Origin of the sequence: Pseudomonas sp. 2024-210 (assembly GCF_045062345.1) — a bacterium.
Lineage (GTDB): Bacteria > Pseudomonadota > Gammaproteobacteria > Pseudomonadales > Pseudomonadaceae > Aquipseudomonas.
Genome location: NZ_JBJGEJ010000003.1, coordinates 101,145 through 125,646, shown reverse-complemented (window position 1 = coordinate 125,646; position 24,502 = coordinate 101,145). Strand labels below are relative to the sequence as shown.

General features: G+C 57.9%; 23 protein-coding genes and 1 pseudogene. 12 read left to right on the top strand and 12 right to left on the bottom strand.

Features of this window, described 5'->3' with window-relative positions; translation table 11 throughout:
* Positions 1-169: 169 nt before the first annotated feature.
* From phoB to ACI7MX_RS05225, 3 genes are all read left to right on the top strand, one after another.
* Entirely contained in the window at positions 170-862 is a 693-nt protein-coding gene (gene phoB / locus ACI7MX_RS05235; RefSeq protein WP_122781943.1) for a phosphate regulon transcriptional regulator PhoB, read from the top strand.
* Positions 863-946: 84 nt separating this feature from the next.
* Entirely contained in the window at positions 947-2,275 is a 1,329-nt protein-coding gene (gene phoR / locus ACI7MX_RS05230) for a phosphate regulon sensor histidine kinase PhoR (RefSeq protein WP_405584368.1), read from the top strand.
* Positions 2,276-2,397: 122 nt separating this feature from the next.
* Complete coding sequence (locus ACI7MX_RS05225) at positions 2,398-3,738, top strand: hemolysin family protein (protein WP_122781942.1); 1,341 nt, start codon at positions 2,398-2,400, stop codon at positions 3,736-3,738.
* An 85-nt stretch (positions 3,739-3,823) separates the two neighbouring features.
* Here ACI7MX_RS05225 and ACI7MX_RS05220 read toward each other — a convergent pair whose 3' ends face one another.
* Positions 3,824-4,762, bottom strand: a complete 939-nt coding sequence (locus ACI7MX_RS05220; RefSeq protein WP_314486730.1) for an alpha/beta hydrolase — start codon at positions 4,760-4,762, stop codon at positions 3,824-3,826.
* A gap of 89 nt (positions 4,763-4,851) precedes the next feature.
* On the opposite strand from ACI7MX_RS05220, the gene ACI7MX_RS05215 reads away from it, so the two are divergent.
* Positions 4,852-5,457 (top strand): DUF6436 domain-containing protein, encoded by a 606-nt coding sequence (locus ACI7MX_RS05215; protein WP_405584372.1) that lies wholly within the window; start codon positions 4,852-4,854, stop codon positions 5,455-5,457.
* Here ACI7MX_RS05215 and ACI7MX_RS05210 read toward each other — a convergent pair.
* From ACI7MX_RS05210 to ACI7MX_RS05200, 3 genes are all read right to left on the bottom strand, one after another.
* Positions 5,424-6,383: a 2OG-Fe(II) oxygenase family protein gene (locus tag ACI7MX_RS05210; protein ID WP_405584375.1), complete on the bottom strand. Its 960-nt coding sequence runs from the start codon at positions 6,381-6,383 to the stop codon at positions 5,424-5,426. The two genes, ACI7MX_RS05215 and ACI7MX_RS05210, sit on opposite strands and share 34 nt — an antisense overlap.
* A 316-nt stretch (positions 6,384-6,699) precedes the next feature.
* Positions 6,700-7,590, bottom strand: a complete 891-nt coding sequence (gene ubiA, locus ACI7MX_RS05205) for a 4-hydroxybenzoate octaprenyltransferase (protein ID WP_405584378.1) — start codon at positions 7,588-7,590, stop codon at positions 6,700-6,702.
* Positions 7,590-8,153, bottom strand: coding sequence for a chorismate--pyruvate lyase family protein (locus ACI7MX_RS05200; RefSeq protein ID WP_405584381.1), 564 nt, complete (start codon positions 8,151-8,153; stop codon positions 7,590-7,592). The genes ubiA and ACI7MX_RS05200 overlap by 1 nt, the downstream gene beginning before the upstream one ends.
* Positions 8,154-8,354: 201 nt before the next feature.
* On the opposite strand from ACI7MX_RS05200, the gene ACI7MX_RS05195 reads away from it, so the two are divergent.
* From ACI7MX_RS05195 to ACI7MX_RS05180, 4 genes are all read left to right on the top strand, one after another.
* Positions 8,355-8,522, top strand: coding sequence for a rubredoxin (locus tag ACI7MX_RS05195; RefSeq protein ID WP_003437744.1), 168 nt, complete (start codon positions 8,355-8,357; stop codon positions 8,520-8,522).
* A 39-nt stretch (positions 8,523-8,561) separates the two neighbouring features.
* Complete coding sequence (locus ACI7MX_RS05190) at positions 8,562-9,710, top strand: NAD(P)/FAD-dependent oxidoreductase (protein WP_405584384.1); 1,149 nt, start codon at positions 8,562-8,564, stop codon at positions 9,708-9,710.
* A gap of 190 nt (positions 9,711-9,900) precedes the next feature.
* Positions 9,901-10,176, top strand: a complete 276-nt coding sequence (locus ACI7MX_RS05185) for an HU family DNA-binding protein (protein WP_122785536.1) — start codon at positions 9,901-9,903, stop codon at positions 10,174-10,176.
* 204 nt (positions 10,177-10,380) lie between these two features.
* On the top strand, positions 10,381-10,761 hold the full coding sequence (locus tag ACI7MX_RS05180) for a helicase (RefSeq protein WP_314486741.1): 381 nt from the start codon (positions 10,381-10,383) through the stop codon (positions 10,759-10,761).
* Positions 10,762-10,823: 62 nt separating this feature from the next.
* Here ACI7MX_RS05180 and ACI7MX_RS05175 read toward each other — a convergent pair whose 3' ends face one another.
* From ACI7MX_RS05175 to def, 5 genes are all read right to left on the bottom strand, one after another.
* On the bottom strand, positions 10,824-11,117 hold the full coding sequence (locus tag ACI7MX_RS05175) for a tetratricopeptide repeat protein (protein ID WP_405584628.1): 294 nt from the start codon (positions 11,115-11,117) through the stop codon (positions 10,824-10,826).
* 31 nt (positions 11,118-11,148) lie between these two features.
* Positions 11,149-12,525, bottom strand: coding sequence for a Trk system potassium transporter TrkA (gene trkA, locus ACI7MX_RS05170; RefSeq protein ID WP_314486744.1), 1,377 nt, complete (start codon positions 12,523-12,525; stop codon positions 11,149-11,151).
* Positions 12,526-12,540: 15 nt separating this feature from the next.
* The gene (rsmB, locus tag ACI7MX_RS05165; protein WP_314486745.1) at positions 12,541-13,851 is read right to left on the bottom strand and encodes a 16S rRNA (cytosine(967)-C(5))-methyltransferase RsmB; all 1,311 of its coding nucleotides are present in this window, start codon (positions 13,849-13,851) and stop codon (positions 12,541-12,543) included.
* Positions 13,848-14,798 carry a methionyl-tRNA formyltransferase gene (fmt, locus tag ACI7MX_RS05160; protein ID WP_405584390.1) on the bottom strand — a complete coding sequence of 317 codons (951 nt, stop codon included), beginning with the start codon at positions 14,796-14,798 and terminating at the stop codon, positions 13,848-13,850. Before fmt ends, rsmB begins: the two co-directional genes overlap by 4 nt.
* 228 nt (positions 14,799-15,026) lie before the next feature.
* Positions 15,027-15,533, bottom strand: a complete 507-nt coding sequence (gene def, locus ACI7MX_RS05155; protein ID WP_405584393.1) for a peptide deformylase — start codon at positions 15,531-15,533, stop codon at positions 15,027-15,029.
* Positions 15,534-15,930: 397 nt separating this feature from the next.
* Between def and dprA the strand changes: the two are divergent.
* Both dprA and ACI7MX_RS05145 read left to right on the top strand, forming a co-directional pair.
* Positions 15,931-17,027, top strand: a pseudogene (gene dprA / locus ACI7MX_RS05150) (DNA-processing protein DprA).
* 36 nt (positions 17,028-17,063) lie between these two features.
* On the top strand, positions 17,064-17,621 hold the full coding sequence (locus tag ACI7MX_RS05145) for an L-threonylcarbamoyladenylate synthase (protein WP_405584396.1): 558 nt from the start codon (positions 17,064-17,066) through the stop codon (positions 17,619-17,621).
* 164 nt (positions 17,622-17,785) lie between these two features.
* On the opposite strand, the gene ACI7MX_RS05140 is transcribed toward ACI7MX_RS05145, so the two are convergent.
* Positions 17,786-18,763, bottom strand: a complete 978-nt coding sequence (locus tag ACI7MX_RS05140; RefSeq protein WP_405584399.1) for an NADPH:quinone reductase — start codon at positions 18,761-18,763, stop codon at positions 17,786-17,788.
* A gap of 173 nt (positions 18,764-18,936) precedes the next feature.
* Here ACI7MX_RS05140 and hemF point away from each other — a divergent pair, with 173 nt between their 5' ends.
* The gene (gene hemF / locus ACI7MX_RS05135; protein WP_314486756.1) at positions 18,937-19,857 is read left to right on the top strand and encodes an oxygen-dependent coproporphyrinogen oxidase; all 921 of its coding nucleotides are present in this window, start codon (positions 18,937-18,939) and stop codon (positions 19,855-19,857) included.
* Positions 19,857-20,690 (top strand): shikimate dehydrogenase, encoded by an 834-nt coding sequence (aroE, locus tag ACI7MX_RS05130; RefSeq protein ID WP_405584403.1) that lies wholly within the window; start codon positions 19,857-19,859, stop codon positions 20,688-20,690. Before hemF ends, aroE begins: the two co-directional genes overlap by 1 nt.
* 297 nt (positions 20,691-20,987) lie before the next feature.
* Here aroE and ACI7MX_RS05125 read toward each other — a convergent pair whose 3' ends face one another.
* Complete coding sequence (locus ACI7MX_RS05125) at positions 20,988-22,379, bottom strand: L-cystine transporter (RefSeq protein WP_314486760.1); 1,392 nt, start codon at positions 22,377-22,379, stop codon at positions 20,988-20,990.
* A 218-nt stretch (positions 22,380-22,597) separates the two neighbouring features.
* Positions 22,598-24,445: a dihydroxy-acid dehydratase gene (gene ilvD / locus ACI7MX_RS05120; protein ID WP_405584406.1), complete on the bottom strand. Its 1,848-nt coding sequence runs from the start codon at positions 24,443-24,445 to the stop codon at positions 22,598-22,600.
* Between the last annotated feature and the right edge of the window lie 57 nt (positions 24,446-24,502).

The following is a 24,502-nucleotide window of genomic DNA, read 5'->3' as shown; positions in this document are numbered from 1 at the left end:
CGGTTCACATTCTGCGTGGGAAAAATCCAAGACAGAATAGCGTTTTAGGCAATGCCTGGTGTGGGAGTTTGGTGTCGCCGGTCCCTTGACCGGCAAACCTGTCACACAACTGCAATAATTGCGTTATCTAATGCGCCACAAGACAGTTAAATGACAAGAGGAATAAGGCATGGCTGGCAGGAGCATTTTGATCGTTGATGACGAGGCACCCATCCGCGAGATGATCGCGGTGGCACTGGAAATGGCAGGCTATGACTGCCTTGAAGCCGACAATGCTCAAGACGCCCACGCCATCATCGTTGATCGCAAGCCCGATCTGATCCTCCTCGACTGGATGCTCCCCGGCGGTACATCGGGCATCGAGCTGGCCCGCCGCCTCAAACGTGAAGAGCTGACCAACGATATTCCGATCATCATGCTGACGGCCAAAGGCGAAGAAGATAATAAAATCCAGGGCCTTGAAGTGGGCGCTGATGACTACATCACCAAACCCTTCTCACCCCGTGAACTGGTCGCCCGCCTTAAGGCTGTGCTGCGCCGTGCCGGGCCGGCCGACACCGAATCACCTATCGAAATCGGCGGCTTGCTGCTCGATCCCATCAGCCATCGCGTGACCATAGACGGCACTCCGGCCGAAATGGGCCCCACCGAATACCGCCTGTTGCAGTTCTTCATGACCCATCAGGAACGCGCCTACACCCGTGGTCAATTACTTGATCAGGTATGGGGCGGTAACGTGTACGTTGAGGAGCGTACGGTAGACGTTCACATCCGCCGCCTGCGCAAGGCACTCGGCGAGGCCTATGAAAATCTGGTACAAACCGTGCGCGGCACCGGTTACCGGTTTTCCACCAAAGCCTGACATAAGCTGCCAGCCATTTTTGCCAGCGCCAAGCCTGATGCGGCTGCGCTGTAGGCTTGCAATGAGAAGCTCATAACGGGACGTATGATCTTGAATCAAAAATGGCATAGCACGCTGATTCGTCATTTAGTGCTTCTGATCGGCGGGTGCCTGTTGATCGGGCTTGTCAGTGGCTATTACGGACTAAGCCTGGCTGTGGGGCTGGCACTTTATCTGGGCTGGACCCTCAAGCAGTTACTGCGCTTGCACCACTGGCTGCGCCAGCACAAACCTGATGAACCGCCTCCGGACGGCTACGGCCTGTGGGGGGAAGTGTTTGACAGCATCTACCACCTGCAACGTCGCGACCAACGCGCACGCGGGCGTCTGCAAGCGGTCATCGATCGAGTACAAGAATCGACGGCTGCACTCAAGGACGCCGTGGTGATGCTCGACAGTGACGGCAACCTTGAATGGTGGAACCGCGCCGCAGAGACCCTGCTGGGGCTCAAGACCCCTCAGGACAGCGGCCAGCCCGTCTGCAATCTGGTGCGTCACCCACGCTTCAAGGAATATTTTGAAGCAGGTAACTACCTCGAGCCACTGGACATTCCCTCGCCAGTCAACGACCACCTGCATATCCAGCTCTACATCACGCGCTACGGCAACAATGAACATTTGATGCTGGTGCGCGATGTCACCCGTCTGCACCAGCTTGAACAAATGCGTAAAGACTTTATCGCCAATGTCTCCCATGAGTTGCGCACACCCCTGACGGTGATCTGCGGCTACCTCGAAACCTTGCTCGATAACGTTGATGATGTGAACCCGCGCTGGAAACGCCCGCTGTCGCAAATGCAGCAACAGGGCGAGCGCATGCAGACCTTGCTCAACGACTTGCTGTTACTGGCCAAGCTTGAGGCCACGGACTACCCGTCCGATAACCAACCGGTGGCCATCGACGCTTTGTTGCAGTCGATCAAGGGCGATGCGAAAGCCTTGTCCGGGGAGCGTAACCAGACCATCACGCTGGACGTTGAAAGTGATGCCGCCCTCAAGGGCAGTGAATCCGAGCTGCGCAGTGCGTTCTCCAACCTGATCTTCAACGCGGTCAAATACACCCCGGACGGTGGCAGCATTCAGATCCGCTGGTGGGCCGATGCATCGGGCGCGCACCTCAGTGTTCAGGACTCCGGTGTCGGCATCGACAACAAACACCTGCCGCGTCTTACTGAGCGTTTCTACCGCGTGGACTCCAGCCGCAATGCCAGCACGGGCGGCACCGGCTTGGGCCTGGCCATCGTCAAACATGTTTTGCTGCGCCATCGCGCGCGTCTCGAAATCAGCAGCGTGCTGGGGCATGGCAGCACATTTACCTGCCATTTCGCTGCCTCGCAGGTGGCCAGGCCTACTCTTGCGAGTGCCAATGACTAAGCCCCTGCGGCTTTTGCCCACTAGGCAAGGGCCGCATCTGCCGCTACATTGCGTTACATCTGTCTGATTAACAGACCTGAACCCCTTCTTTTCTCGAAATACGGAACCCGTAAAACTCCATCATGGACCCTTCCCCTGGTTTGACCCTCGCCTCACTCTTTGCCGACTTCGGCATGATTCTTTTTGCTCTGATCCTGGTTCTGCTCAACGGATTTTTCGTTGCCGCTGAATTCTCCATGGTCAAATTGCGCGCCACACGGGTCGAGTCCATTGCCGACGTTAACGGCTGGAGCGGCCGGATCCTGCGCATTGTTCACAACCAGCTCGACGCCTATCTGTCGGCCTGCCAGCTGGGCATTACGTTGGCATCGCTGGGCTTGGGCTGGGTCGGTGAGCCGGCGTTCGCCCATATTTTGGAGCCGCTGTTGGGCGCCATCGGTGTCGAATCGCCCGAAGTGATTAAAGGCGTGTCGTTCTTTGCCGCCTTCTTCGTCATTTCGTACCTGCATATCGTGGTGGGCGAGCTGGCGCCAAAATCCTGGGCCATCCGCAAACCCGAGACGTTGTCGCTGTGGACCGCCGTGCCGCTGTACCTCTTCTACTGGGCGATGTACCCGGCCATTTATTTGCTCAACGCCAGTGCCAATGCCATTTTGCGGATTGCAGGGCAGGGTGAGCCGGGTGCGCATCATGACCACGCTTACAGCCGTGAAGAACTTAAGCTGATTCTGCACTCCAGCCGTGGTCAGGACCCCAGCGACCAAGGCATGCGCGTACTGGCCTCGGCGGTCGAGATGGGTGAGCTGGAAGTGGTCGACTGGGCTAACTCCCGTGAAGACCTGGTGACCCTGGACTCCAAAGCACCGCTGAAAGAAATTCTGGCGATGTTTCGTCGTCACAAATTCAGTCGTTACCCGGTCTACGATGCTGAAACCAACACGTTCCTCGGGTTGCTGCACATCAAAGACCTGTTGCTGGAACTGGCCGACCTCGATCACTTGCCCGAGACCTTCAATCTTGAAGAGCTGACCCGCCCTCTGGAGCGCGTGTCGCGTCATATGCCGCTGTCGCAGTTGCTCGAACGCTTTCGTAAGGGTGGCGCGCACTTTGCACTGGTCGAAGAGGCGGATGGCAAAGTGGTCGGCTACCTGACGATGGAAGACGTGCTGGAAGTATTGGTCGGCGATATTCAAGACGAACACCGCAAAGCCGAGCGCGGCATTCTTTCGTACCAGCCGGGCAAGCTGCTGGTGCGCGGTGACACGCCATTGTTCAAGATCGAGCGCTTGCTGGGCGTTGACCTTGACCACGTAGAGGCCGAAACCATCGCCGGCCTCATCTACGACACCTTGAAGCGGGTGCCCGAAGAAGAAGAAACCCTTGAAGTGGAAGGCCTGCGCATCATCATCAAAAAGATGAAAGGCCCGAAAATTGTCTTGGCCAAAGTCCTCAAGAAGGATTGAAGCCCCGCCCGACAAGCGTCAATCAGGCTCTGCTGAGTACTCATGAAACCTAGTACTCAGCAGGGTTCTGCGCCTTCGGCTCAGCTCAAAAAAAACGGTCCAGAAACGCAAAATAGTGCTCGCGTATTTCAGCCGTCTCATTCGCTAAATGATGCCGCGCATTTGGCAGCACCATCACCTGCGGCTGATTGAACTTGGCGTTCAACACTTCAAGGTTATGTTGCCAATCGACGGTTTTGTCGGCCGAGCCCTGAATGACGATAGGTTGACGGGTGCAGGGCGGTGCGTTTTCGATACGCGGTATCCAGCGCGCCAATGCCCCTACCCACGCGGTTGGCAGGCGCAACGGCTGCAAGGGGTCGGCTTTCAGAAAGGGCAGAAAGTCGGGGTCATTGGAATTCTCGCTGAAGCGCCGGGCGATCCCTTTGACGAAAGGTCTAAGCAGGTAATAACTGAATTTCGACCAGTTCCAGTCCTTGGGCCTGACCAATGGCGACAACAAGACCACCTGCCCCTGAGCCGGGCTTGAATCGCCATTGCGCAGTACATGGTCCAGCACAATGGCGCCCCCCGTACTCTGGCCACACAGATGCCAGGGCTTGGGTAGCGCCAGTGTTTGTGCCTCGATAAACAAACCCTGCAGCACCGCTTGATACTGCGCGAAATCATCAATACTGGCGCGCTCGCCACTCGACAAACCATGCCCCGGCAAGTCACAGGCAATCACCGCGAAGCCGTGGTTCAACCCCCACTCAATGACATGCCGGTACAAGCCCATGTGGTCGTAAAAACCGTGGATCACAAAGAGCGTCGCTACCGCACGTTCAGGCCACCAGACCTGGCTGACCACGTCGTATCCTGCTGCACTGAAGCGTCCCAATTGCCGACGCACAGGTGCGGGTCGTTGGGCAAAATCCAGTCCGTAAAAATGCTGGTACGCCAAACCATCGCTCGACAGTGGCTGGCCTGCGCTCAAGGGTTGCAAGCTGGCGCGCAAGCCATCGGGAGAAAACGGGGGGGACATAGCGATTTCCAAACAGGCTTTATAGACCGACGATATTCATCTGTCGGCTCAAGCATGGCAAGCTACGCGTCCTTCGAGGACCCGATTGCATGCCTGTGCTCACGTTAAAAAACCTTCTGGCCTGTCTGCTGACGCTGTTATGCGCTGTGGGGTTATGGTGGGCTTACGACTGGTTTCAAGGCCGTTACATTCGCACGTTCAGTGATCAAGCAGTGCTGTTCGACGGGGGCACGCTGCGTTTACCTGCCGAATTGTCAGGGTCGGGCGCCATTCGCGTCGTGCACTTCTGGGACCCGGGTTGCCCGTGCAATGTGGGCAACTACCAGCACTTGAGCGAGCTGATCGCCCACTATGCGCCACAAGGCATCGAGTTCTACGCCGTTCAAAGACCCGGCACACACGGCCAATTGCCCATCAGCCTGGGTGCCCTCAAACCTTTGACCAATGTCCACGGCGCAGAACACTTGAGCGCCAGTCCGGCCATCGCGATCTGGGACCGCAGCGGTAAATTGGCTTACATCGGGCCTTACAGTGAAGGGGCTACCTGCAACGCGAGCAACAGCTTTGTCGAACCTGTTTTGCAAGCCCTAAGCCAAGGCCGCCCGGCAAACGCCACGCATACTCTGGCGGTAGGCTGTTATTGCCCTTGGGCAAGTGCCAATCAGGCTGTTTCATCTCGAGAACAGCCCGAATAAAGAATGTGCGAGCAATATTCGCGGCTGTGAGCCTGTAACAGTGCCGGTTTACCGAGTGCCCGTTGCAGGCCTTGTTCAGGACAATACGTAAAGCAGCCTTGATCACGCTCTATAAAGTTGCTCGAGCTGAAATGACCAAAGCTGGTTCGATCCTCGGTTTGTTGCGAGACCCGATGCAAAATAGCCGATACCGGTGACGGGCAGCGGGCCGTCAGGATTTCCATTGATAAGCCAAAGTTAATCACGAACAGATCTGGTGCAGCGTCTACGCGTTCCCAGCGGTCACATCGATTCACTTCAAGGCCCTGACGGGTGGTGCGTAAAATTGTCAGAAAGCCATCATCCTTGTGAGCACTCAAACCCACCGCGTCCAGCTGAGTGCGGTAATGATTGAACGTCAGGTGATAGGCGCCTTCGGCGTGAGAACAGCTGCCGCTACCCCGTAGCCAGACTGAAGGCGGGATACCCGCAAACTCCAGCGCGGCACAGACTATTTGCTGTGACAAAGCGGTCATTTGCTCGCCGATAAGCGCAATTTCGACGGGGTAATGACTGCCCCAGAATCTGCGCTCAAGCAAGAATTGCTCAATCTGATCGACCCACCGGTGAAACCCCAGCAAGCCATCGTCAAATGAGCCAGAGGTTAACGCCTTGAACCCTCCATACAGGCTGGCGTCACCCCGATAAAACTCATTGGCAAACTGATCGGCGGCACCCACATCCAGATCATCGGGAATGTGCAGCAGAAATACACCGGTGGAGAAAGCCTGATGCCGATCTTCCTGGCTTGAAAAACGCAACTGGCCAGCCTCCATGCGAGCGCACACCAAGTCAGCCGTTGAAGCCGCCGACTGTGGCACTTCATGTGGTTGGCAAACTTCGCTATAGGGTCGACTTGTGGCGGGAGGGCTCAGGGAACGCAACATCCTTACTCCTTGTTAGCACAGTCACTAAAGATGATAGGCAACGCGTGATGACGCCAATTAACTTCAAGGCAGCGGTAACTTGTAATAACGTATTACAGTTATAGTTCACACTAACTGACATCTACAATGTTTTATTGAGTAGGAAGTTGGCTTTAATGTTGTGTGAATTAGCCTACAAATAACTACTTGTATTGAGTTTCACGGGCATTAACGCAGTGCATTTACTTTAAGTTCCGTCATGAAGGAGTGAACAACGTGAGTGCAGCAGCATCGTGTGGTCAATACCACAGAGCCGCTGCCCCACGGCGCACAGGGGTTACCCCAGCGCGTAATTGAGTACGATGCCGATAAAGATCGCCAATCCCGCCCAATGGTTGTGCAAGAAGGCTTTAAAGCACCGTTGGGGATCGCGGTCTCGCGTGTACCAGAATTCCCACACAAAGCAGGCCGCTGCGGCCAATAAGCCCAGATGAAACCAGCCGCCCAACTCAAAGTGCGAGCCCGCCAACAACAAGCACACCAAGGCTAAACATTGCAGTGTGAGGATGATGACGCGGTCTGCATCGCCAAACAGGATGGCGGTGGATTTAACCCCGACTTTCAGGTCGTCTTCGCGGTCGGTCATGGCGTAGTACGTGTCATACCCCACCGTCCACAGCAAGTTGGCGATGTAGAGCAGCCACGCTGCCGCCGGCACGCTTCCGGTTTCGGCGGTAAACGCCATCGGCATGCCCCACGAGAATGCTGCGCCCAATACCACTTGCGGGTAGTAGGTGTAGCGCTTCATGAACGGGTAAGTGGCGGCCAAAGCCAGCCCGCCAAAGGAGAGCAAGATGGTCGGGGTATTGGTGCACAGCACCAGCAGGAAGCTGGCACCCATGAGCAGGGCAAAAAAAACCAGCGCTTCTTTGCTGCTGATTTTTCCACTGACCAAAGGTCGTTGATCGGTGCGTTTGACGTGACCGTCCACCTTGCGATCAGCAAAGTCGTTGATCACACAGCCACCGGCTCGGGTCAGGATCACACCCAGCACAAAGATCAGCAGGTTGCTCAGCGACGGTACGCCCTTGGCGGCTACCCACAGCGCCCATAACGTTGGCCACAGCAGCAGGTAGATACCGATGGGTTTATCCATACGGGTCAGTTGAATGAAGTCCCAGGCCCGTGGGTTCAGGCGGTTGAGCGATTTGAGCAGGCGTACGTACATCAGCTGTTCTCCGGCCGGGCACTCAGGGTGGCCCACAAAGGGGGTAAAAAGACTTCGGCCACCAGTACGCTTAATGTGCCGCGTATAAAGCGTGAGCGGCGTGCCCACAGGTGGTCGGCTCGATCCGCCACCGGCAGCCAGTCGCGTGGGTAGTGGCATACCTGCAACGGGCCCCGCTCAAAGGCGTGGTCGCAAAAAAGCAGCTCGCCCAGCGACCGGTTTCCCAGTGCTTCTAGGTTCAGGCCGCCTTGCTCCAGAGCGCTGTGGGCAGCGACGCTGCGGGCAAACACCCACGGTTGCTGGTGCCCACGCAAATAGACTTCGCGTACCCAGCCCCGGCTGTCCTCAGGCAGGTCGAGCGCTGTGCACTCGTCCTTGCGCAGCGTCTGCCAGCCCTCAAGCAGCGGCAGCACGCTAAAAGCACCGTCTGAAAGCGCGGTGAGCCGGCGAGTCAATGAACCCTGGTCGAACAACCAATCGAGTGTTTGTTCATCAGGCGTGGTGTGCAGGTGGCTTTGTTCAAGCCAGGCAGGGGAGATCAGTGGAGACGTCATGTGCGACACGGTAGGTCATAATTGGCAGCCATTGAGGCCCGCGAGCTTAGCACGCTGCTTATAGAATGAGCGCTTGAGCGGTTACTGGCGGCAATCGTGCTTGCATATCACGGTGGTCATCAGTACAAAACGCCCTGAAAATGACGAGCAACGCAGCAGGTCTAGACAAGTCTGTGGCCTCGTGCGGCCTGAACCCTAGGAAATAAACTCATGAAAAAGTGGCAATGCATTGTATGTGGACTGATTTACAACGAAGCCGACGGCTGGCCGGATGACGGTATTGCGCCCGGTACGTTGTGGCAGGACGTTCCTGAAGACTGGCTGTGCCCGGACTGTGGTGTCGGCAAAATGGATTTCGAGATGATCGAAATCAACTGATTGATCCCTTATCAACCTGATTCAACCCTGGAGAATGGAATGAACGCAACTGTCGTGATCGTGGGTACTGGGCTGGCTGGCTATAACCTGGCCCGGGAGTTTCGCAAGCTGGACAGCGAGACCCCGTTGCTGTTGATCACGGCAGATGATGGGCGCTCCTATTCCAAGCCCATGCTGTCCACCGGCTTTGGCAAGAATAAAGAGGCGGACGGTCTGAGCATGGCAACGCCTGAGGCCATGGCCGCGCAACTCAACGCCCAGGTGCGCATCCACACTCGTATCAGCGGTATTGATGCGGGCCACAAACAACTGTGGATTGGCGAAGAAGCAGTGCCTTACCGCGATTTGATTCTGGCGTGGGGCGCGCAGACCGTGCAGGTGCCGGTAGAAGGGGATGCGCAGGACGCCATTTTCCCGATCAACGACCTGCAAGACTATGCGCGTTTTCGCACCGCTGCTGCTGGCAAACGTCGGGTGTTGATCCTGGGCGCTGGTCTGATTGGCTGCGAATTTGCCAATGACTTGATTGCCGGTGGCTTCGAAGTCGATCTGGTGGCCCCGTGTGAGCAAGTCATGCCCACCCTGTTGCATCCTGCTGCGGCTGCGGCCGTGCAAGCAGGTCTGGAAAGCCTCGGGGCGCGTTTGCATCTGGGCCCGGTGTTGAACCGCCTGGAACGCACCGCTGATGGGCTGCAAGCGCATCTCTCCGATGCCAGCGTGATCGCCTGTGATGTGGTGGTCTCGGCGATTGGTTTGCGTCCGCGGATTGATATGGCTGCGGCGGCGGGCATACAGGTCAATCGCGGCATTGAGGTCGATCGTCACCTCAAAACCTCTCATGCCAATATTTACGCGCTGGGCGATTGCGCCGAAGTGGAGGGCTTGAGCCTGCTCTATGTCATGCCCCTGATGAATTGCGCGCGGGCGTTGGCACAAACACTGGCAGGTAACCCCACAGCGGTGAGCTACGGGGCGATGCCCATTACGGTCAAAACCCCGGTTTGCCCTCTGGTGGTGTCACCGGTGCCCCGTGGCCACGAAGGTGTGTGGACCGTGGAAGGTCAGGGTGCTGACATTAAAGCCTTGTGCCGCGACGCTGAGGGCAAGTTGCTCGGTTACGCGCTGACGGGTGAGGCGGTTCGCGAAAAACTGGCACTCAATAAGGAGCTACCTGCGCTTTTGGCGTAAATACCGCTGTCTATGTCGCTTATGACATTGCCTTGTCTCAACAAAGCGTCGCCTGAGGCTGGCGCAGGCTTTGGCCGCGTGCCATTCTCACTCCGGTCTGCCGCAGAGTAGAGCCTGCGGCGCCCTGAGCGCGGCTCCATTAGAGAGCAGCACGGACATAACAACAAAAAACCGTCAAAGAGGCTTCATCATGCGTAAACCAGATCTCGCCGCCGCTATCGCCGACAAGGCTGACCTCACTAAAGAACAAGCCAGCCGCGTACTCAATGCAGTACTTGAAGAAATCACCAATGCCCTGCACCGCAAAGACAGCGTTACGCTGGTCGGCTTCGGTACGTTCATTCAGCGTCATCGCGGTGCGCGCACCGGCAAAAATCCGCAAACCGGCGAGCCGGTAAAAATCAAGGCCAGCAACACCGTGGCTTTCAAACCGGGCAAGTTTCTTAAAGACAGCGTTAACCCATAAATCGGGCAATTGCCGCGATTAATGGTGGCTGAAGAAATGGGCGAGCTGGTAAGACAGCGCCCATTTTTGACAATGATTGAGCCGATTGTGCGGCTATAAGTGGCAAAATCTTCTTATTCTGCGTCTAACGCAGCAGATGAGTGGAGTTCTTGGTTCAAATCGCTACACTGCGCCGGCTAGTTATTACTTCCCGAGGCCGCGCACATGAAATTTCGTTTTCTGCTCTGGATACTGGGCTTCCTGATGGGCAGAGCCAGCCGCAAAAACCCAGCTTTTCAGCAGCAACTGGTGGATAAAGACCTGGTTTTCCAGCTGCAAACCCTCGACGGCAAAGTGGCCCGTCACTTCAAAGTCAAAAACCTTCGCATCACCAGCCATTCGGGTTTATACCCGGAGCCTGCTTTTGCCATTGCCTTCAAAGACGCTGATTATGGCTTTGCCACGATGCAAGCCAAGAACAAGCAACTGGCTTTCATGACCGGCATTCAAGACAAGTCGATTCAGATCAAAGGCAACCCGGCATTGGTCATCTGGTTTCAGGGCCTGACCAAGTACCTTAAACCGCGCAAAAAGCCCAAGGCGTGACACCCAAGGATTGAGGGTGGAAAGCGGGGGCAAGCCTTCGCACCCACGCTCATCCTGCACATTCAGGCTTGCGGCTTATCCAGCTTTTTCAAGAAGACGGTCATTTCTTTTTCAGCCTGTTTATCGCCGTGGGCTTGCGCTGCCGCTATGCCCTGCTCCCACGTCGTGCGCGCGGCGACTCTGTCACCCGCTGCCACTTGAGCCTTGCCCAATAACTTCCACGCTGCGGAATACTTGGGGTCAAACGCTACGCAAGCCTGTAGATGTTCAACGGCTTTGAGGTGATCCCCAAGGTCGAGATAGCCCTTGCCCAAACCAAATCGCAGCAATGCGTTATCCACACCCTTGGCCAGCATCTTTTCAAGTGATTCCAGCACGCCAATCTCCTTAGAAGAAACTCAATCCCACGTGGAATAGCTTCTCGACGTCGCGAATATGCTTTTTATCCACAAGGAACAAGATCACATGGTCGCCTGCATTGACCACGGTCGCGTCGTGAGCAATCAGCACTTCTTCGTCGCGAATGATCGCGCCGATGGTCGTACCTGGAGGCAAGTGGATTTCACCAATACGACGGCCAATCACCTTGCTCGACTTCGAGTCACCGTGGGCGATGGCCTCGATGGCCTCGGCGGCTCCCCGACGCAAGGAGTGAACGCTGACAATATCGCCCCGGCGTACGTGGGCCAGCAGCGTGCCGATGGTGGCCAGCTGCGGGCTGATGGCGATATCGATCTCGCCGCCCTGAATCAAGTCCACATAGGCGGGGTTGTTGATAATGGTCATCACCTTTTTCGCACCCAGACGCTTGGCCAGCAGCGACGACATGATGTTGGCTTCATCATCGTTGGTCAGGGCCAGAAACAGGTCGGCATCGGCGATGTTTTCTTCGAGCATCAAGTCGCGGTCCGAAGCGCTGCCTTGCAACACCACAGTGCTGTCGAGCGTGTCTGACAAGTAGCGACAACGCGCAGGGCTCATCTCGATGATCTTGACCTGATAGCGGCTTTCAATGGCTTCGGCCAGCCGCTCGCCAATCTGCCCGCCGCCCGCAATCACGATGCGCTTGTAGCTTTCATCCAGGCGGCGCATTTCACTCATCACCGCACGAATATTGGCTTTGGCGGCGATGAAAAACACTTCGTCGTCCGCTTCGATCACGGTATCGCCACGGGGGGTTATCGGACGATCACGGCGGAAAATGGCGGCAACCCGTGTGTCGACATTGGGCATGTGTTCGCGTAACTGGCGTAATTGCTGACCAATCAGCGGCCCGCCGTAGTACGCCTTGACCGCCACCAATTGGGCCTTGCCGTCGGCAAAGTCGATCACCTGCAAGGCGCCCGGGTGTTCGATCAGGCGTTTGATGTAGTTGGTCACCACTTGCTCAGGGCTGATCAACACGTCCACCGGAATGGCGTCATTGTCGAACAGCTCTTCACCGCGAGTCAGGTAGGCCGACTCACGCACGCGCGCGATTTTGGTCGGGGTGTGAAACAGCGAGTACGCCACTTGGCACGCGACCATATTGGTCTCATCGCTGTTGGTCACAGCCACCAGCATGTCGGCGTCGTCGGCGCCCGCTTGACGCAGCACATTGGGCAGCGAAGCGCGGCCTTGCACAGTACGAATATCGAGACGGTCACCGAGGTCGCGCAGGCGATCGCCATCGGTATCGACCACCGTGATGTCGTTAGCTTCGCTGGCCAAATGCTCAGCCAGGGTGCCGCCGACCTGACCTGCGCCGAGAATGATGATTTTCATGCCGTCAGTCCCTGTTTAGCTGCGAACGGCAGCGATCTTGATCAACTTGGCGTAATAAAATCCGTCGTGCCCGCCTTCCTGAGCCAGCAATTGTCGGCCGTGCGGCTGCTTGATGCCGAACGCGCCAGCAATATCCAGCTCCCGCGCACCGGGTGTGCGGGCCAAAAAGGCTTCGATGACTTCGGTGTTTTCGGTCGGTAACGTCGAACAGGTGGCATAGAGCAAGATGCCACCGACTTCCAGCGTAGGCCACATCGCGTCAAGCAACTCGCCTTGCAAAGCGGCGAGGGCTGCAATGTCGTCAGGCTGACGCGTCAGCTTGATGTCCGGGTGGCGACGGATAACACCGGTTGCCGAGCAAGGGGCATCCAGCAATATGCGCTGGAACGGTTTGCCGTCCCACCAGGCAGCGGTGTCGCGGCCATCGGCGGCAATTAACTCGGCACTCAGGCCCAAACGCTCAAGGTTTTCGCGAACCCGCACCAGACGCTTGGCCTCCAGATCCACGGCGACCACGCCGGCCAGTTGGGGCTCGACTTCGAGAATGTGGCAGGTCTTGCCACCGGGTGCACAGCAGGCGTCAAGCACGCGCTGGCCGGGGGCCAGATCCAGCAGGTCAGCAGCCAATTGCGCCGCTTCGTCCTGAACGCTGATCCAACCTTCTGCAAAGCCCGGCAAGTTGCGCACATCGCAGGCTTCAGCCAGCACGATGCCGTCCTGGCTGAAGGTGCAAGGCTGGGCTTCGATACCTGCTTCGATCAGCAATTGCAGATAGGCATCACGGCTATGATGGCGACGATTGACCCGCAAAATCATCGGCGGATGCGCGTTGTTGGCCGCGCAAATGGCTTCCCACTGCTGGGGCCAAAACGCTTTCAGCGATTTTTGCAGCCAGCGTGGGTGCGCGGTACGCACCACTGGGTCGTGTTCCAGTTCGGCGAGCAAGGCTTCGCTCTCGCGTTGCGCATTGCGCAAGACGGCATTGAGCAGGCCTTTGGCCCAGGGCTTTTTCAGTTTGTCAGCGCAGCCGACGGTTTCACCGATGGCTGCGTGGGCCGGAATGCGCGTGTAGAGCAGTTGATACAAGCCCACCAACAACAACGCTTCAACGTCTGCGTCGGCGGCTTTGAACGGCTTTTGCAGCAGTTTGTTGGCCAGTGCCGACAAGCGTGGCTGCCAGCGCGCCGTACCAAAGGCCAAATCCTGAGTCAGGCCGCGGTCACGTACCTCGACTTTATCCAGTTGTAACGGCAACGAACTGTTGAGCGATGCCTTGCCGTTCAGGACGGCGGTCAGGGCTTTGGCAGCGGCCAGACGCGGATTCATTGTGCGGCACCCAAAACCGTACCGACGGCGAATTTCTCACGACGGCTGTTGAAAAAATCGCTGAAACTCAGCGCTTTGCCACCGGGCAATTGCAGGCGGGTCAGGCACAACGCGCCTTCTCCACATCCTACGATCAAGCCGTCCTTGCTGGCGGCGAGAATCTGCCCCGGTTCGCCTTGAGCGTCAGCCAGAGTGGCGGCCAACACTTTCAGGGCTTCACCGTTGAGTGTGCTGTGGCAGATGGGCCAAGGATTGAAAGCGCGAATCACTCGCTCCAGCTCCACTGCCGGGCGCGTCCAGTCAATTCGGGCTTCGTCTTTGTTCAGTTTGTGGGCATAGGTCGCCAGGCTGTCGTCCTGCACTTCACCTTGTAACGTTCCGGCCGCCAGACCGGCGATCGCTTCGATCACCGCAGGCGGCCCGAGCTTGGCCAAACGGTCGTGCAGGCTGCCGCCCGTATCGTCGGCGCTGATCGGGGTCACAGACTTGAGCAGCATGGGGCCGGTGTCCAGACCTGCCTCCATGCGCATGACGGTCACACCGCTCTCGCTGTCGCCTGCCTCGATGGCGCGTTGAATGGGTGCTGCGCCGCGCCAGCGTGGCAGCAACGAGGCATGGCTGTTGATGCAGCCCAGGCGCGGAATATCGAGTACAACCTGGGGCAGAATCAGGCCGTACGCCACCACCACCAGCAGATCGGGCTTCAATGCCGCGAGTTCGGCTTGGGCTTCGGGAACACGCAGGGTGGGCGGTTGCATCACAGGGATGTGGTGCTCAAGGGCCAATTGCTTGACCGGGCTTGGCATCAGCTTTTGCCCGCGCCCTGCCGGGCGATCCGGTTGGGTGTAGACCGCGACAATCTCGTAAGGGCTGTCTAGCAGTGCCTTAAGGTGTTCAGCGGCGAATTCTGGGGTGCCAGCAAAGACGATGCGCAGTGGCTCAGTCATGAATTACTCACTTGGAATGGGGTGACGCGCTGGAGTAATCCTTCGAAATACCTGTAGCCGCTGACGAGGTACGAAGGTTGCGAACGGCTGTAGAGCCGTCGCAAAACCCGGCGATAGAGTACATCAGGCATATCCGTAGAGCGTGGATACGGCGCGCCTCGCGCCCGATCGCAGCCTTCGTGCCTCGACAGCGGCTACCGGAGCCGCGTCAATAATTGGATCTTGAGATCAAGCGTTCTGGCGGTGCAGTTTTTCCAGCTTCTTCTTGATCCGGTCACGCTTGAGATTAGACAGGTAATCAACAAACAGCTTGCCGTTGAGGTGGTCACATTCGTGCTGAATGCACACGGCCAGCAGGCCTTCGGCAATCATTTCAAAGGGTTTGCCATCACGGTCCAGCGCATTGATTTTGACACGTTGTGGTCGATCGACGTTTTCATAGAAACCCGGAACAGACAGGCAGCCTTCCTGATACTGGTCCATCTCGTCGGTCAGGGCCTCGAACTCAGGGTTGATAAACACCATGGGTTCGCTGCGGTCTTCGCTCAGGTCCATGACCACGATGCGTTTATGCACGTTGACTTGCGTGGCGGCCAGGCCAATGCCCGGCGCCTCGTACATGGTTTCAAACATGTCATCGATCAACTGACGGACTTCGTCGTCCACAACCGCCACGGGCTTGGCGATGGTGCGCAGTCGCGAGTCTGGGAATTCGAGGATGTTTAAAATAGCCATAAGTTTGTTTGATGCACTGTGTGAAAGATTCAAAAACGGTTGTCAGGTGGTCCTGAGGACTTCGGGCAACCTGTGCAAAACGTCCCCTTCAGAAGACAGCCCGCTCGGGCTCTGGCGTTTTACGCGAACGCACATAATAAAGGGATTCCCCTGCGGATGAAACGACTAGCTGCCGGAGTGCACAGGGCATGAGCCGAGCGCGCGCTGTCGCAGTTTGAAACCAACGTGCGGCGCCTGCCTGTAACCCTCAACTAAAGTTGGGTTTCCATGCGCCATTTCAAGTGCCGGCCGGATGCTCAAGCTGGGGTTTTTCATGGCTTGGCAAACAACTTGTTCACAGACTTATCCACAGCTTGTGCCGGCCTTGCCAGCGCTTTGAACGATCAAGGATGATCACATGCCGTTGCCCGATATTTCCCCTTCCGAGCTTGAGGCTCGCTTGCGCTTACACCTGTTACCCGACGTGGGGCCCAAGCGTTATTACACGCTGTTTCGTGCCTTCGGTTGCGCCAGTTCGGCGCTGGGCGCGCCCGCCAGCGCCTGGTCGGCGTTAGGCTTGCCCGCCGCCTGTGCGCAGGCCCGGCGCAGTCCGCAGGTTCGCAATGGCGCCAGCGCTGCATTACGCTGGCTTGAGCGCTCAAGCCAGCATCTCTTGTTGCATGATCAGGCGCACTACCCGGCGTTATTAAGCGAATTGTGCGATGCGCCGCCGCTGCTATTCGTGGCCGGTGATCCTTCAATACTGGAGAAACCCCAGTTGGCAATCGTCGGCAGCCGACGCGCCTCCCGGCCTGGGCTGGATACCACCGGTGCATTTTCACGCAGCCTGGCCAGTGCCGGATTTGTCATCACCAGTGGTTTGGCATTGGGCGTCGACGGTGTGGCCCATCGGGCAGCCCTTGATGCCGGCGGGCTTACCGTGGGGGTGCTGGGCACGGGACTCGAAAAACTTTATCCACAGCGCCATCGTGCCTTGGCTGACGCGATGATTAACGGCGGCTGCGCAGTGGTTTCAGAGTTTCCGTTAGAAGCCGGGCCGCTGCCCGGCAACTTCCCACGGCGCAATCGAATTATCAGCGGATTGTCACTCGGCGTATTGGTGGTCGAAGCCAGTGTGGCGAGTGGCTCGCTGATCACGGCCGGCTGGCGGCCGAACAAGGGCGCGAGGTCTACGCCATTCCCGGTTCCATCCACCATCCGGGGGCACGTGGCTGTCACCAGTTGATTCGCGATGGCGCAACGCTGGTTGAAACGGTCGACGATATTCTCGAAGGCCTGCGTGGCTGGCGATCTTTACCGTTAGCCACAGCGGACCTGTTCACCCCCAGCTATCATCCGCTCGTGCAATTGTTGCAGGCGGCGCCTTACACCAGTGAAGGTCTGGTCAGCGCCAGCGGTTGGGAGCTTCCCCGGTTATTGGCCGCCTTGACCGAACTTGAGTTGGAGGGGCGCGTGGTGCTGGAGGGCGGGCGTTGGTTTGCTTGCGCCAGCTAAGTACACTGCGCACAGCACCTATTTTGGAGACATTTGATGATCAGCACCTGGCGCGTCCAGCAAGCAGCAAGAGCAATTCGTGCGGGCGCGGTGATTGCCTACCCGACCGAGGCTGTGTGGGGACTGGGTTGCGACCCGTGGGATGAAGAGGCGGTGGAGCGTTTGCTGGCGATCAAATCACGACCTGTGGATAAAGGCCTGATTCTGATAGCCGACAACATTCGCCAGTTCGACTTTCTGTTCGAAGACTTTCCTCAAAAGTGGCTCGACCGCATGGGCAGCACTTGGCCCGGGCCCAATACCTGGCTAGTGCCGCATCAAGGATTATTGCCAGAATGGATCACTGGCGTGCATGACACGGTGGCTTTGCGAGTGAGCGACCACCCGTTGGTGCGTGAGTTGTGTTCGTTGGTGGGACCGATTGTATCGACCTCCGCCAATCCGGCCGGTTTGCCGGCGGCACGGACGCGGCTCAAGGTTGAGCAGTATTTCCGAGGTCAAATCGATCATGTGTTGGGCGGCAATCTGGGTGGGCGTAAAAACCCGAGTCTGATTCGTGATCTGGCGACGGGCAAGGTGGTGCGCCCGGCCTAAAGATGGTTTGAAATACAATTTCCTGTAGCCGCTGCCGCAGGCTGCGATCGGCGGCGAAGCCGTCGTAAATCCTGAAACCGCGGTCGTTCAGAATGACCGAGACATCCGATTTCACGACGGCTTCGCCGCCGATCGCAGCCTTCGGCAGCGGCTACAGGCGTGAATCAAGGCAACAAGATGGTCGAACCGGTAGTGCGTCGCGCCGACAACTCAGTCTGGGCCTTGGCCGCATCCTTGAGCGCAAAGCGCTGGTTGATATCGACCGCCACTTTGCCGCTGCGGATCATCTCAAACAGTTCGTCCGCCATGGCCTGCAGGTTTTGGGCGTTATTGGCGTAACTGGCCAATGTCGGTCGGGTCACGTACAGCGATCCCTTCTGCGACAAAATACCCAGGTTGACCCCGCTCACGGCCCCGGATGCGTTGCCGAAACTGACAACCAAACCACGCGGTGCGGCGCAGTCCAGAGAGGTCAGCCACGTGTCTTTGCCGACGCCGTCATACACCACCGGGCATTTTTTGCCGTCGGTCAATTCCAGCACACGCTTGGCCACGTCTTCATGGCTGTAGTCGATGGTTTCCCATGCCCCCAGCTTTTTCGCCAGAGCCGCCTTCTCAGGCGAGCTGACCGTGCCAATCAACTTTACGCCTAGCGCCTTGGCCCACTGGCAGGCAATTGAGCCGACGCCACCCGCAGCCGCATGGAACAAGATGGTTTCACCACCCTTGAGTTCATAGGTCTGACGCAACAGGTACTGCACCGTCAGCCCTTTGAGCATCACCGCGGCGGCTTGCTCAAACGAAATATCGTCGGGAAGCCTAACCACGTTGGCGGCCGGTAGTACGTGCAACTCGCTGTACGCGCCCAGCGGCCCGGTGCCGTAAGCCACACGGTCGCCGACTTTGACGTTGTGCACATCACTGCCCACGGCATCGACGATGCCTGCGGCTTCATTGCCCAGCCCGGACGGCAGCTCTGGTAGTGGGTACAAACCGCCCCGGTAATAGGTGTCGATAAAATTCAGACCGATGGCCTTGTTGCTTACGCGGACTTGCTGCGGACCCGGCTCTGCGGGTGTGAAGTCGACATACTCAAGTACTTCGGGCCCGCCGTGGGCCCGAAACTGGATACGCTTAGCCATCTGCACTGTCCTCGTTGGTTTGACGAAGCCCCTATCCAACGCTCTGGCGTGATCTTCGTCAACTGCGGCGAAGCTTTATGCGGTGATATGCTAGGGTCTGTTCCCGTTTCTTTGCCGCCGGCCCCGCTCTGAGCGGCGTGCCGCGTCGCTTTGCCCGATTTTAAGGTGATGTCATGACTACTCGCACCGAGGCCGTTAAAGCCTACCTGCTCGACCTTCAAGACCGCATTTGCAACGCGATGCACATTGAAGACGGCGGCGCCCATTTTATCGAAGACGCCTGGGAACGCCCGGCGGGCGGCGGTGGCCGTACCCGCGTGATCGCAGACGGCAACGTCATTGAAAAAGGCGGCGTAAATTTTTCCCACGTGTTCGGCAGCGGCCTGCCGCCTTCTGCCAGTGCCCACCGCCCGGAGCTGGCAGGTCGCGGTTTTGAGGCCCTGGGCGTGTCGCTGGTGATTCACCCACACAACCCGCATGTGCCAACCTCCCACGCCAACGTACGTTTTTTCATCGCGGAAAAAGAGGGCGAAGAACCGGTCTGGTGGTTTGGCGGCGGCTTCGACCTCACGCCTTATTACGCCGTCGAAGAAGACTGTGTGCACTGGCACCGCGTAGCCGAGCAAGCCTGTGCACCGTTCGGCGCTGACGTGTACCCGCGCTACAAGGCTTGGTGCGACAGCTACTTCCACATCAAACATCGCAACGAGCCGCGCGGTATTGGTGGCTTGTTCTTTGATGACTTGAACGAATGGGATTTCGACACCTGCTTCGCTTTTATTCGCGCGATTGGTGACGCCTACATCGACGCCTACTTACCGATTGTTCAGCGCCGCAAAGCCACCGAATTCACCGCGCAACAGCGTGAATTTCAGGAATACCGCCGTGGCCGTTACGTCGAATTCAACCTGGTGTACGACCGTGGCACGCTGTTCGGCCTGCAATCGGGGGGGCGCACCGAATCGATCCTGATGTCATTGCCGCCGCAAGTGCGCTGGGGTTATGACTGGAAAGCGCTGCCGGGTAGCGAGGAGGCGCGTTTGACCGATTACTTCCTGCAAGACCGCGACTGGTTGGCTGAGGAGCGAGCGTGATGGACCGTTACGTCGTTTTCGGCAACCCGATTGCTCACAGCAAATCCCCCGTGCTCCACCGCTTGTTTGCCGAACAAACCGCCCAAGCCATGCAGTACGACACCTTGCTGGCGCCGCTGGACGATTTTTCCGGTTGCGCCCGGGCCTTTTTCGAAAAAGGGCGCGGCGCCAATGTCACCGTGCCCTTCAAGGAAGACGCCTACCGTTTGGCTGATCAGTTGACCGCAAGGGCGCAGCGCGCGGGCGCGGTCAATACCTTGAGCAAGCTGGTAGACGGCCGCTTGCTGGGCGATAACACCGACGGTGCTGGCCTGGTGCGTGATTTAACCGTGAACGCCGGTTTCAGCCTCAAGGGCAAACGTATTCTGATTCTGGGAGCAGGCGGCGCTGTACGCGGGGCGCTGGAGCCGATTCTGGCCGAAGGGCCTGCGGCGGTCACCATTGCCAACCGTACCGTGGAAAAAGCCGAAGTGCTGGCCGAGCTGTTCAGTGATCTGGGGTCGGTAGCTGCCAGTGGTTTTGACTGGTTGCATGAGCCGGTTGATCTGATCATCAATGCCACGTCAGCCAGCTTGGCCGGTGAAGTGCCGCCGATTGCCAGCAGCTTGATCGAGCCGGGTAAAACCCTGTGCTACGACATGATGTATGGAAGCGCGCCAACGCCGTTTTGTGTATGGGCGGGCGAGCAGGGCGCGGGCAAGGTCATGGATGGTTTGGGGATGCTGGCAGAACAGGCCGCAGAAGCCTTCTACCTGTGGCGCGGCGTGCGTCCTGATACGGCGCCTGCGCTGGCTGAATTGCGTCGATTGCTGGCGCTTAAGAAGCCTGCCTAAACTTGACCCTCTCCCACAGGGCATGGGTATCTAGACCACTCTGAAGTGGTGCATTAAGCCTTTGTAAGCTGGGGACATATCCGTTGCTGCGGTCACGGCTACTTAAGGTTGCGCCTTTACGGCACGTCCCTTTTGGAAGGGCCCAAAAGAAACCAAAAGGTCCCTGCCCCTCCACTCGGTGCCTCGCTGTGGCTCGACCATCCCACTTTTGTAAAGCTGGCGCAGACGGGGATCTTTTATCTTTAAAAGATCGCCGCCTATGCCCACTGGGAGAGCGTTGAGGTGAGGGCAAAGTGTTTACGCGTGGGCCAAATCGCCGTGATCGTCTTCAGCTAATACAGCCTTGTCAGTCTCGTGCATGATCTGGCTGGTCACGGTGCCGGCTACCATTGCACCGCTAACGTTCAGCGCTGTGCGGCCCATGTCGATCAACGGCTCAACCGAAATCAACAGCGCCACCAACGACACCGGTAAGCCCATCGCCGGCAGTACGATCAATGCGGCAAAGGTTGCACCGCCACCCACGCCCGCCACACCGGCCGAGCTCAAGGTCACAATGGCTACCAGCGTGGCGATCCACACCGGGTCCAGCGGGTTGATGCCCACAGTCGGAGCAACCATCACCGCCAACATTGCCGGGTACAGGCCTGCACAGCCGTTTTGACCAATGGTGGCGCCAAACGAGGCAGCAAAGCTGGCGATCGAGGACGGGATCCCCAAGCGGCGGGTTTGTGCTTCGATACTCAGCGGAATACTCGCTGCACTGGAACGGCTGGTGAAGGCAAACGTCAGCACCGGCCATACTTTGCGGAAGAAGCGCAGCGGGCTAATACCGGCAAACGACACAATCATGCCGTGAATCACAAACATCACAGCCAGACCGATGTAGGACACCACCACAAAACTGCCGAGTTTGATGATGTCTTGCAGGTTGGACATGGCCACCACTTTGGTCATCAATGCCAACACGCCGTACGGGGTCAGCTTCATGACCAGACGTACAAGGCGCATCACCCAAGCTTGCAGGGTGTCGATGGCGTTCAGCACTTTGCTGCCTTTTTCCGGCTCGTCCTTGAACAACTGCAACGCGGCGACGCCCAGGAAAGCAGCGAAGATCACCACACTGATGATCGAGGTCGGCTTGGCACGGGCCAGGTCTGCAAACGGGTTTTGCGGGATAAACGACAGCAACAACTGCGGCACATTCAAGTCCGCCACTTTACCGGCGTACTCATTCTGGATGATGTTCAGGCGGCTCATTTCTGCAGCACCCGCCACCAAGCCTTCGGCAGTCAGGCCGAACAGGTTGGTCAGGCCGATACCCACCAGCGCTGCAATCATGGTGGTGAACAGCAGTGTGCCGATGGTCAGAAAGCTGATCTTGCCTAGAGAAGAGGCGTTGTGCAGTCGGGCGACCGCACTGAGGATCGAGGCAAACACCAGCGGGATCACGATCATTTGCAGCAGTTGCACGTAGCCACTGCCGACCAGGTCGAACCAGCCGATGGACGTTTTCAGGGTCGGGTTATCGCCCCCGTAAATAAGGTGCAGGCCTAGGCCGAACAACACGCCAAGTACCAGCGCCAGCAAGACTTTTTTTGCCAGGCTCCACGCGGTGTGGCGGGTCAGCGACAAGCCGAACAGCAACGCGAGGAACACCAGCAGATTAAGGATCAGCGGGAAATTCATGAAAGCTCCGAGGGGCGACTTGTACCAGTCTTTGGATGCAACAATTGCGAACAGGAAATCCTAACAGGTTGATATATCGACAAATATACCGATGTGGAATGGAGACCTAGGTTTTGGGAATAAGCGAGAAGGGGCAGCTTTGAGCTACAAAGCGGCAAGCGACAAGTTGAACAGCTCGGTCTGCTTCAACTTGCGACTTGCCGCGTGAGCCTTGCCGCTTAAGGAACGAGCTTGTCCAGCAGCGCCTTGTCACGTACAGCGCCCTTGTCAGCGCTGGTAGCCAACAAAGCGTAGGCCTTGAGTGCCGTGGTGACTTTGCGCGGGCGCACTTCTACCGGCTTCCAGCCTTTCTTGTCTTGCTCGGCACGACGCGCTGCCATTTCTTCGTCGCTGATCAGCAGGTTGATCGAACGGTTCGGAATGTCGATCAGCACTTTGTCGCCGTCTTGCACCAGACCAATCGCACCGCCGGCAGCGGCTTCTGGGGAAGCGTGGCCGATAGACAGGCCTGATGTGCCACCCGAGAAACGACCATCGGTCAGCAGGGCACAGGCTTTGCCCAGGCCTTTGGACTTCAGGTACGAGGTTGGGTAAAGCATTTCTTGCATGCCAGGGCCGCCTTTTGGACCTTCGTAACGGATGATCACGATGTCACCGGCCTGCACTTCGTCAGCCAAAATGCCGCGCACGGCGCTGTCTTGGCTTTCAAAGATTTTGGCGTTGCCTTCGAATACGTGGATCGACTCGTCGACACCTGCGGTTTTGACCACGCAGCCATCCAGCGCGATGTTGCCGTACAGCACAGCCAGGCCGCCTTCTTGCGAGTAGGCGTGTTCAACACTGCGGATACAGCCGTTTTCGCGGTCGTCGTCCAGAGTTTCCCAACGGGTCGACTGGCTGAAGGCTGTTTGCGTCGGGATACCGGCCGGGCCTGCCTTGAAGAAGGTGTGCACGGCTTCGTCGTCAGTCTGGGTGATGTCCCACTTGGCGATGCCTTCGGCCATGGTCTTGCTGTGTACGGTCGGCAGTTCGGTGTGCAGCAGGCCACCACGGGCCAGCGAACCCAGAATAGAGAAGATACCCCCAGCGCGGTGCACGTCTTCCATGTGGTACTTCTGGATGTTCGGCGCCACTTTGCACAGCTGCGGTACATGACGTGACAGGCGGTCGATGTCTTTGAGGTCGAAGTCGATTTCGGCCTCTTGGGCAGCGGCCAGCAAGTGCAGGATGGTGTTGGTCGAACCGCCCATGGCGATATCCAGCGTCATGGCGTTTTCGAACGCCTTGAAATTGGCAATGTTGCGCGGCAGAACAGAATCGTCGTTCTCGATGTAGTACTGGCGGCACAGATCAACGATGGTGCGCCCAGCTTGCAGGAACAATTGCTCGCGGTCGCTGTGGGTAGCCAGTGCCGAACCGTTGCCGGGCAAGGCCAGGCCAAGGGCTTCGGTCAGGCAGTTCATCGAGTTAGCGGTGAACATGCCGGAGCACGAACCGCAGGTCGGGCAAGCGCTGCGTTCGTACTCGGCAACCTTCTCGTCAGAAGCGCTGGAGTCGGCGGCGATCACCATGGCGTCTACCAGGTCGAGGCCGTGGCTGGCCAGCTTGGTTTTGCCCGCTTCCATCGGCCCGCCCGAGACGAAAATCACCGGAATGTTGAGGCGCAACGAGGCCATCAGCATACCAGGGGTGATTTTGTCGCAGTTGGAGATGCACACGATGGCATCGGCGCAGTGGGCGTTGACCATGTACTCCACGGAGTCAGCGATGATCTCGCGGCTCGGCAGCGAATAGAGCATGCCGTCATGGCCCATGGCGATGCCGTCGTCGACGGCAATGGTGTTGAATTCTTTGGCAACGCCGCCGGCGCGTTCGATCTCGCGGGCCACCAGTTGTCCCATGTCTTTGAGGTGGACGTGGCCGGGTACGAACTGGGTAAAGGAGTTGGCAATGGCGATGATCGGCTTCTTGAAGTCGGCATCTTTCATCCCCGTGGCGCGCCACAAAGCGCGGGCACCGGCCATATTACGGCCGTGGGTGGAGGTTTTCGAACGATAGTCAGGCATGGAGCAACTCCGGGCGGCTAATCAGGTAACAAACAGGGAAGTGAGCTTCTAATGACT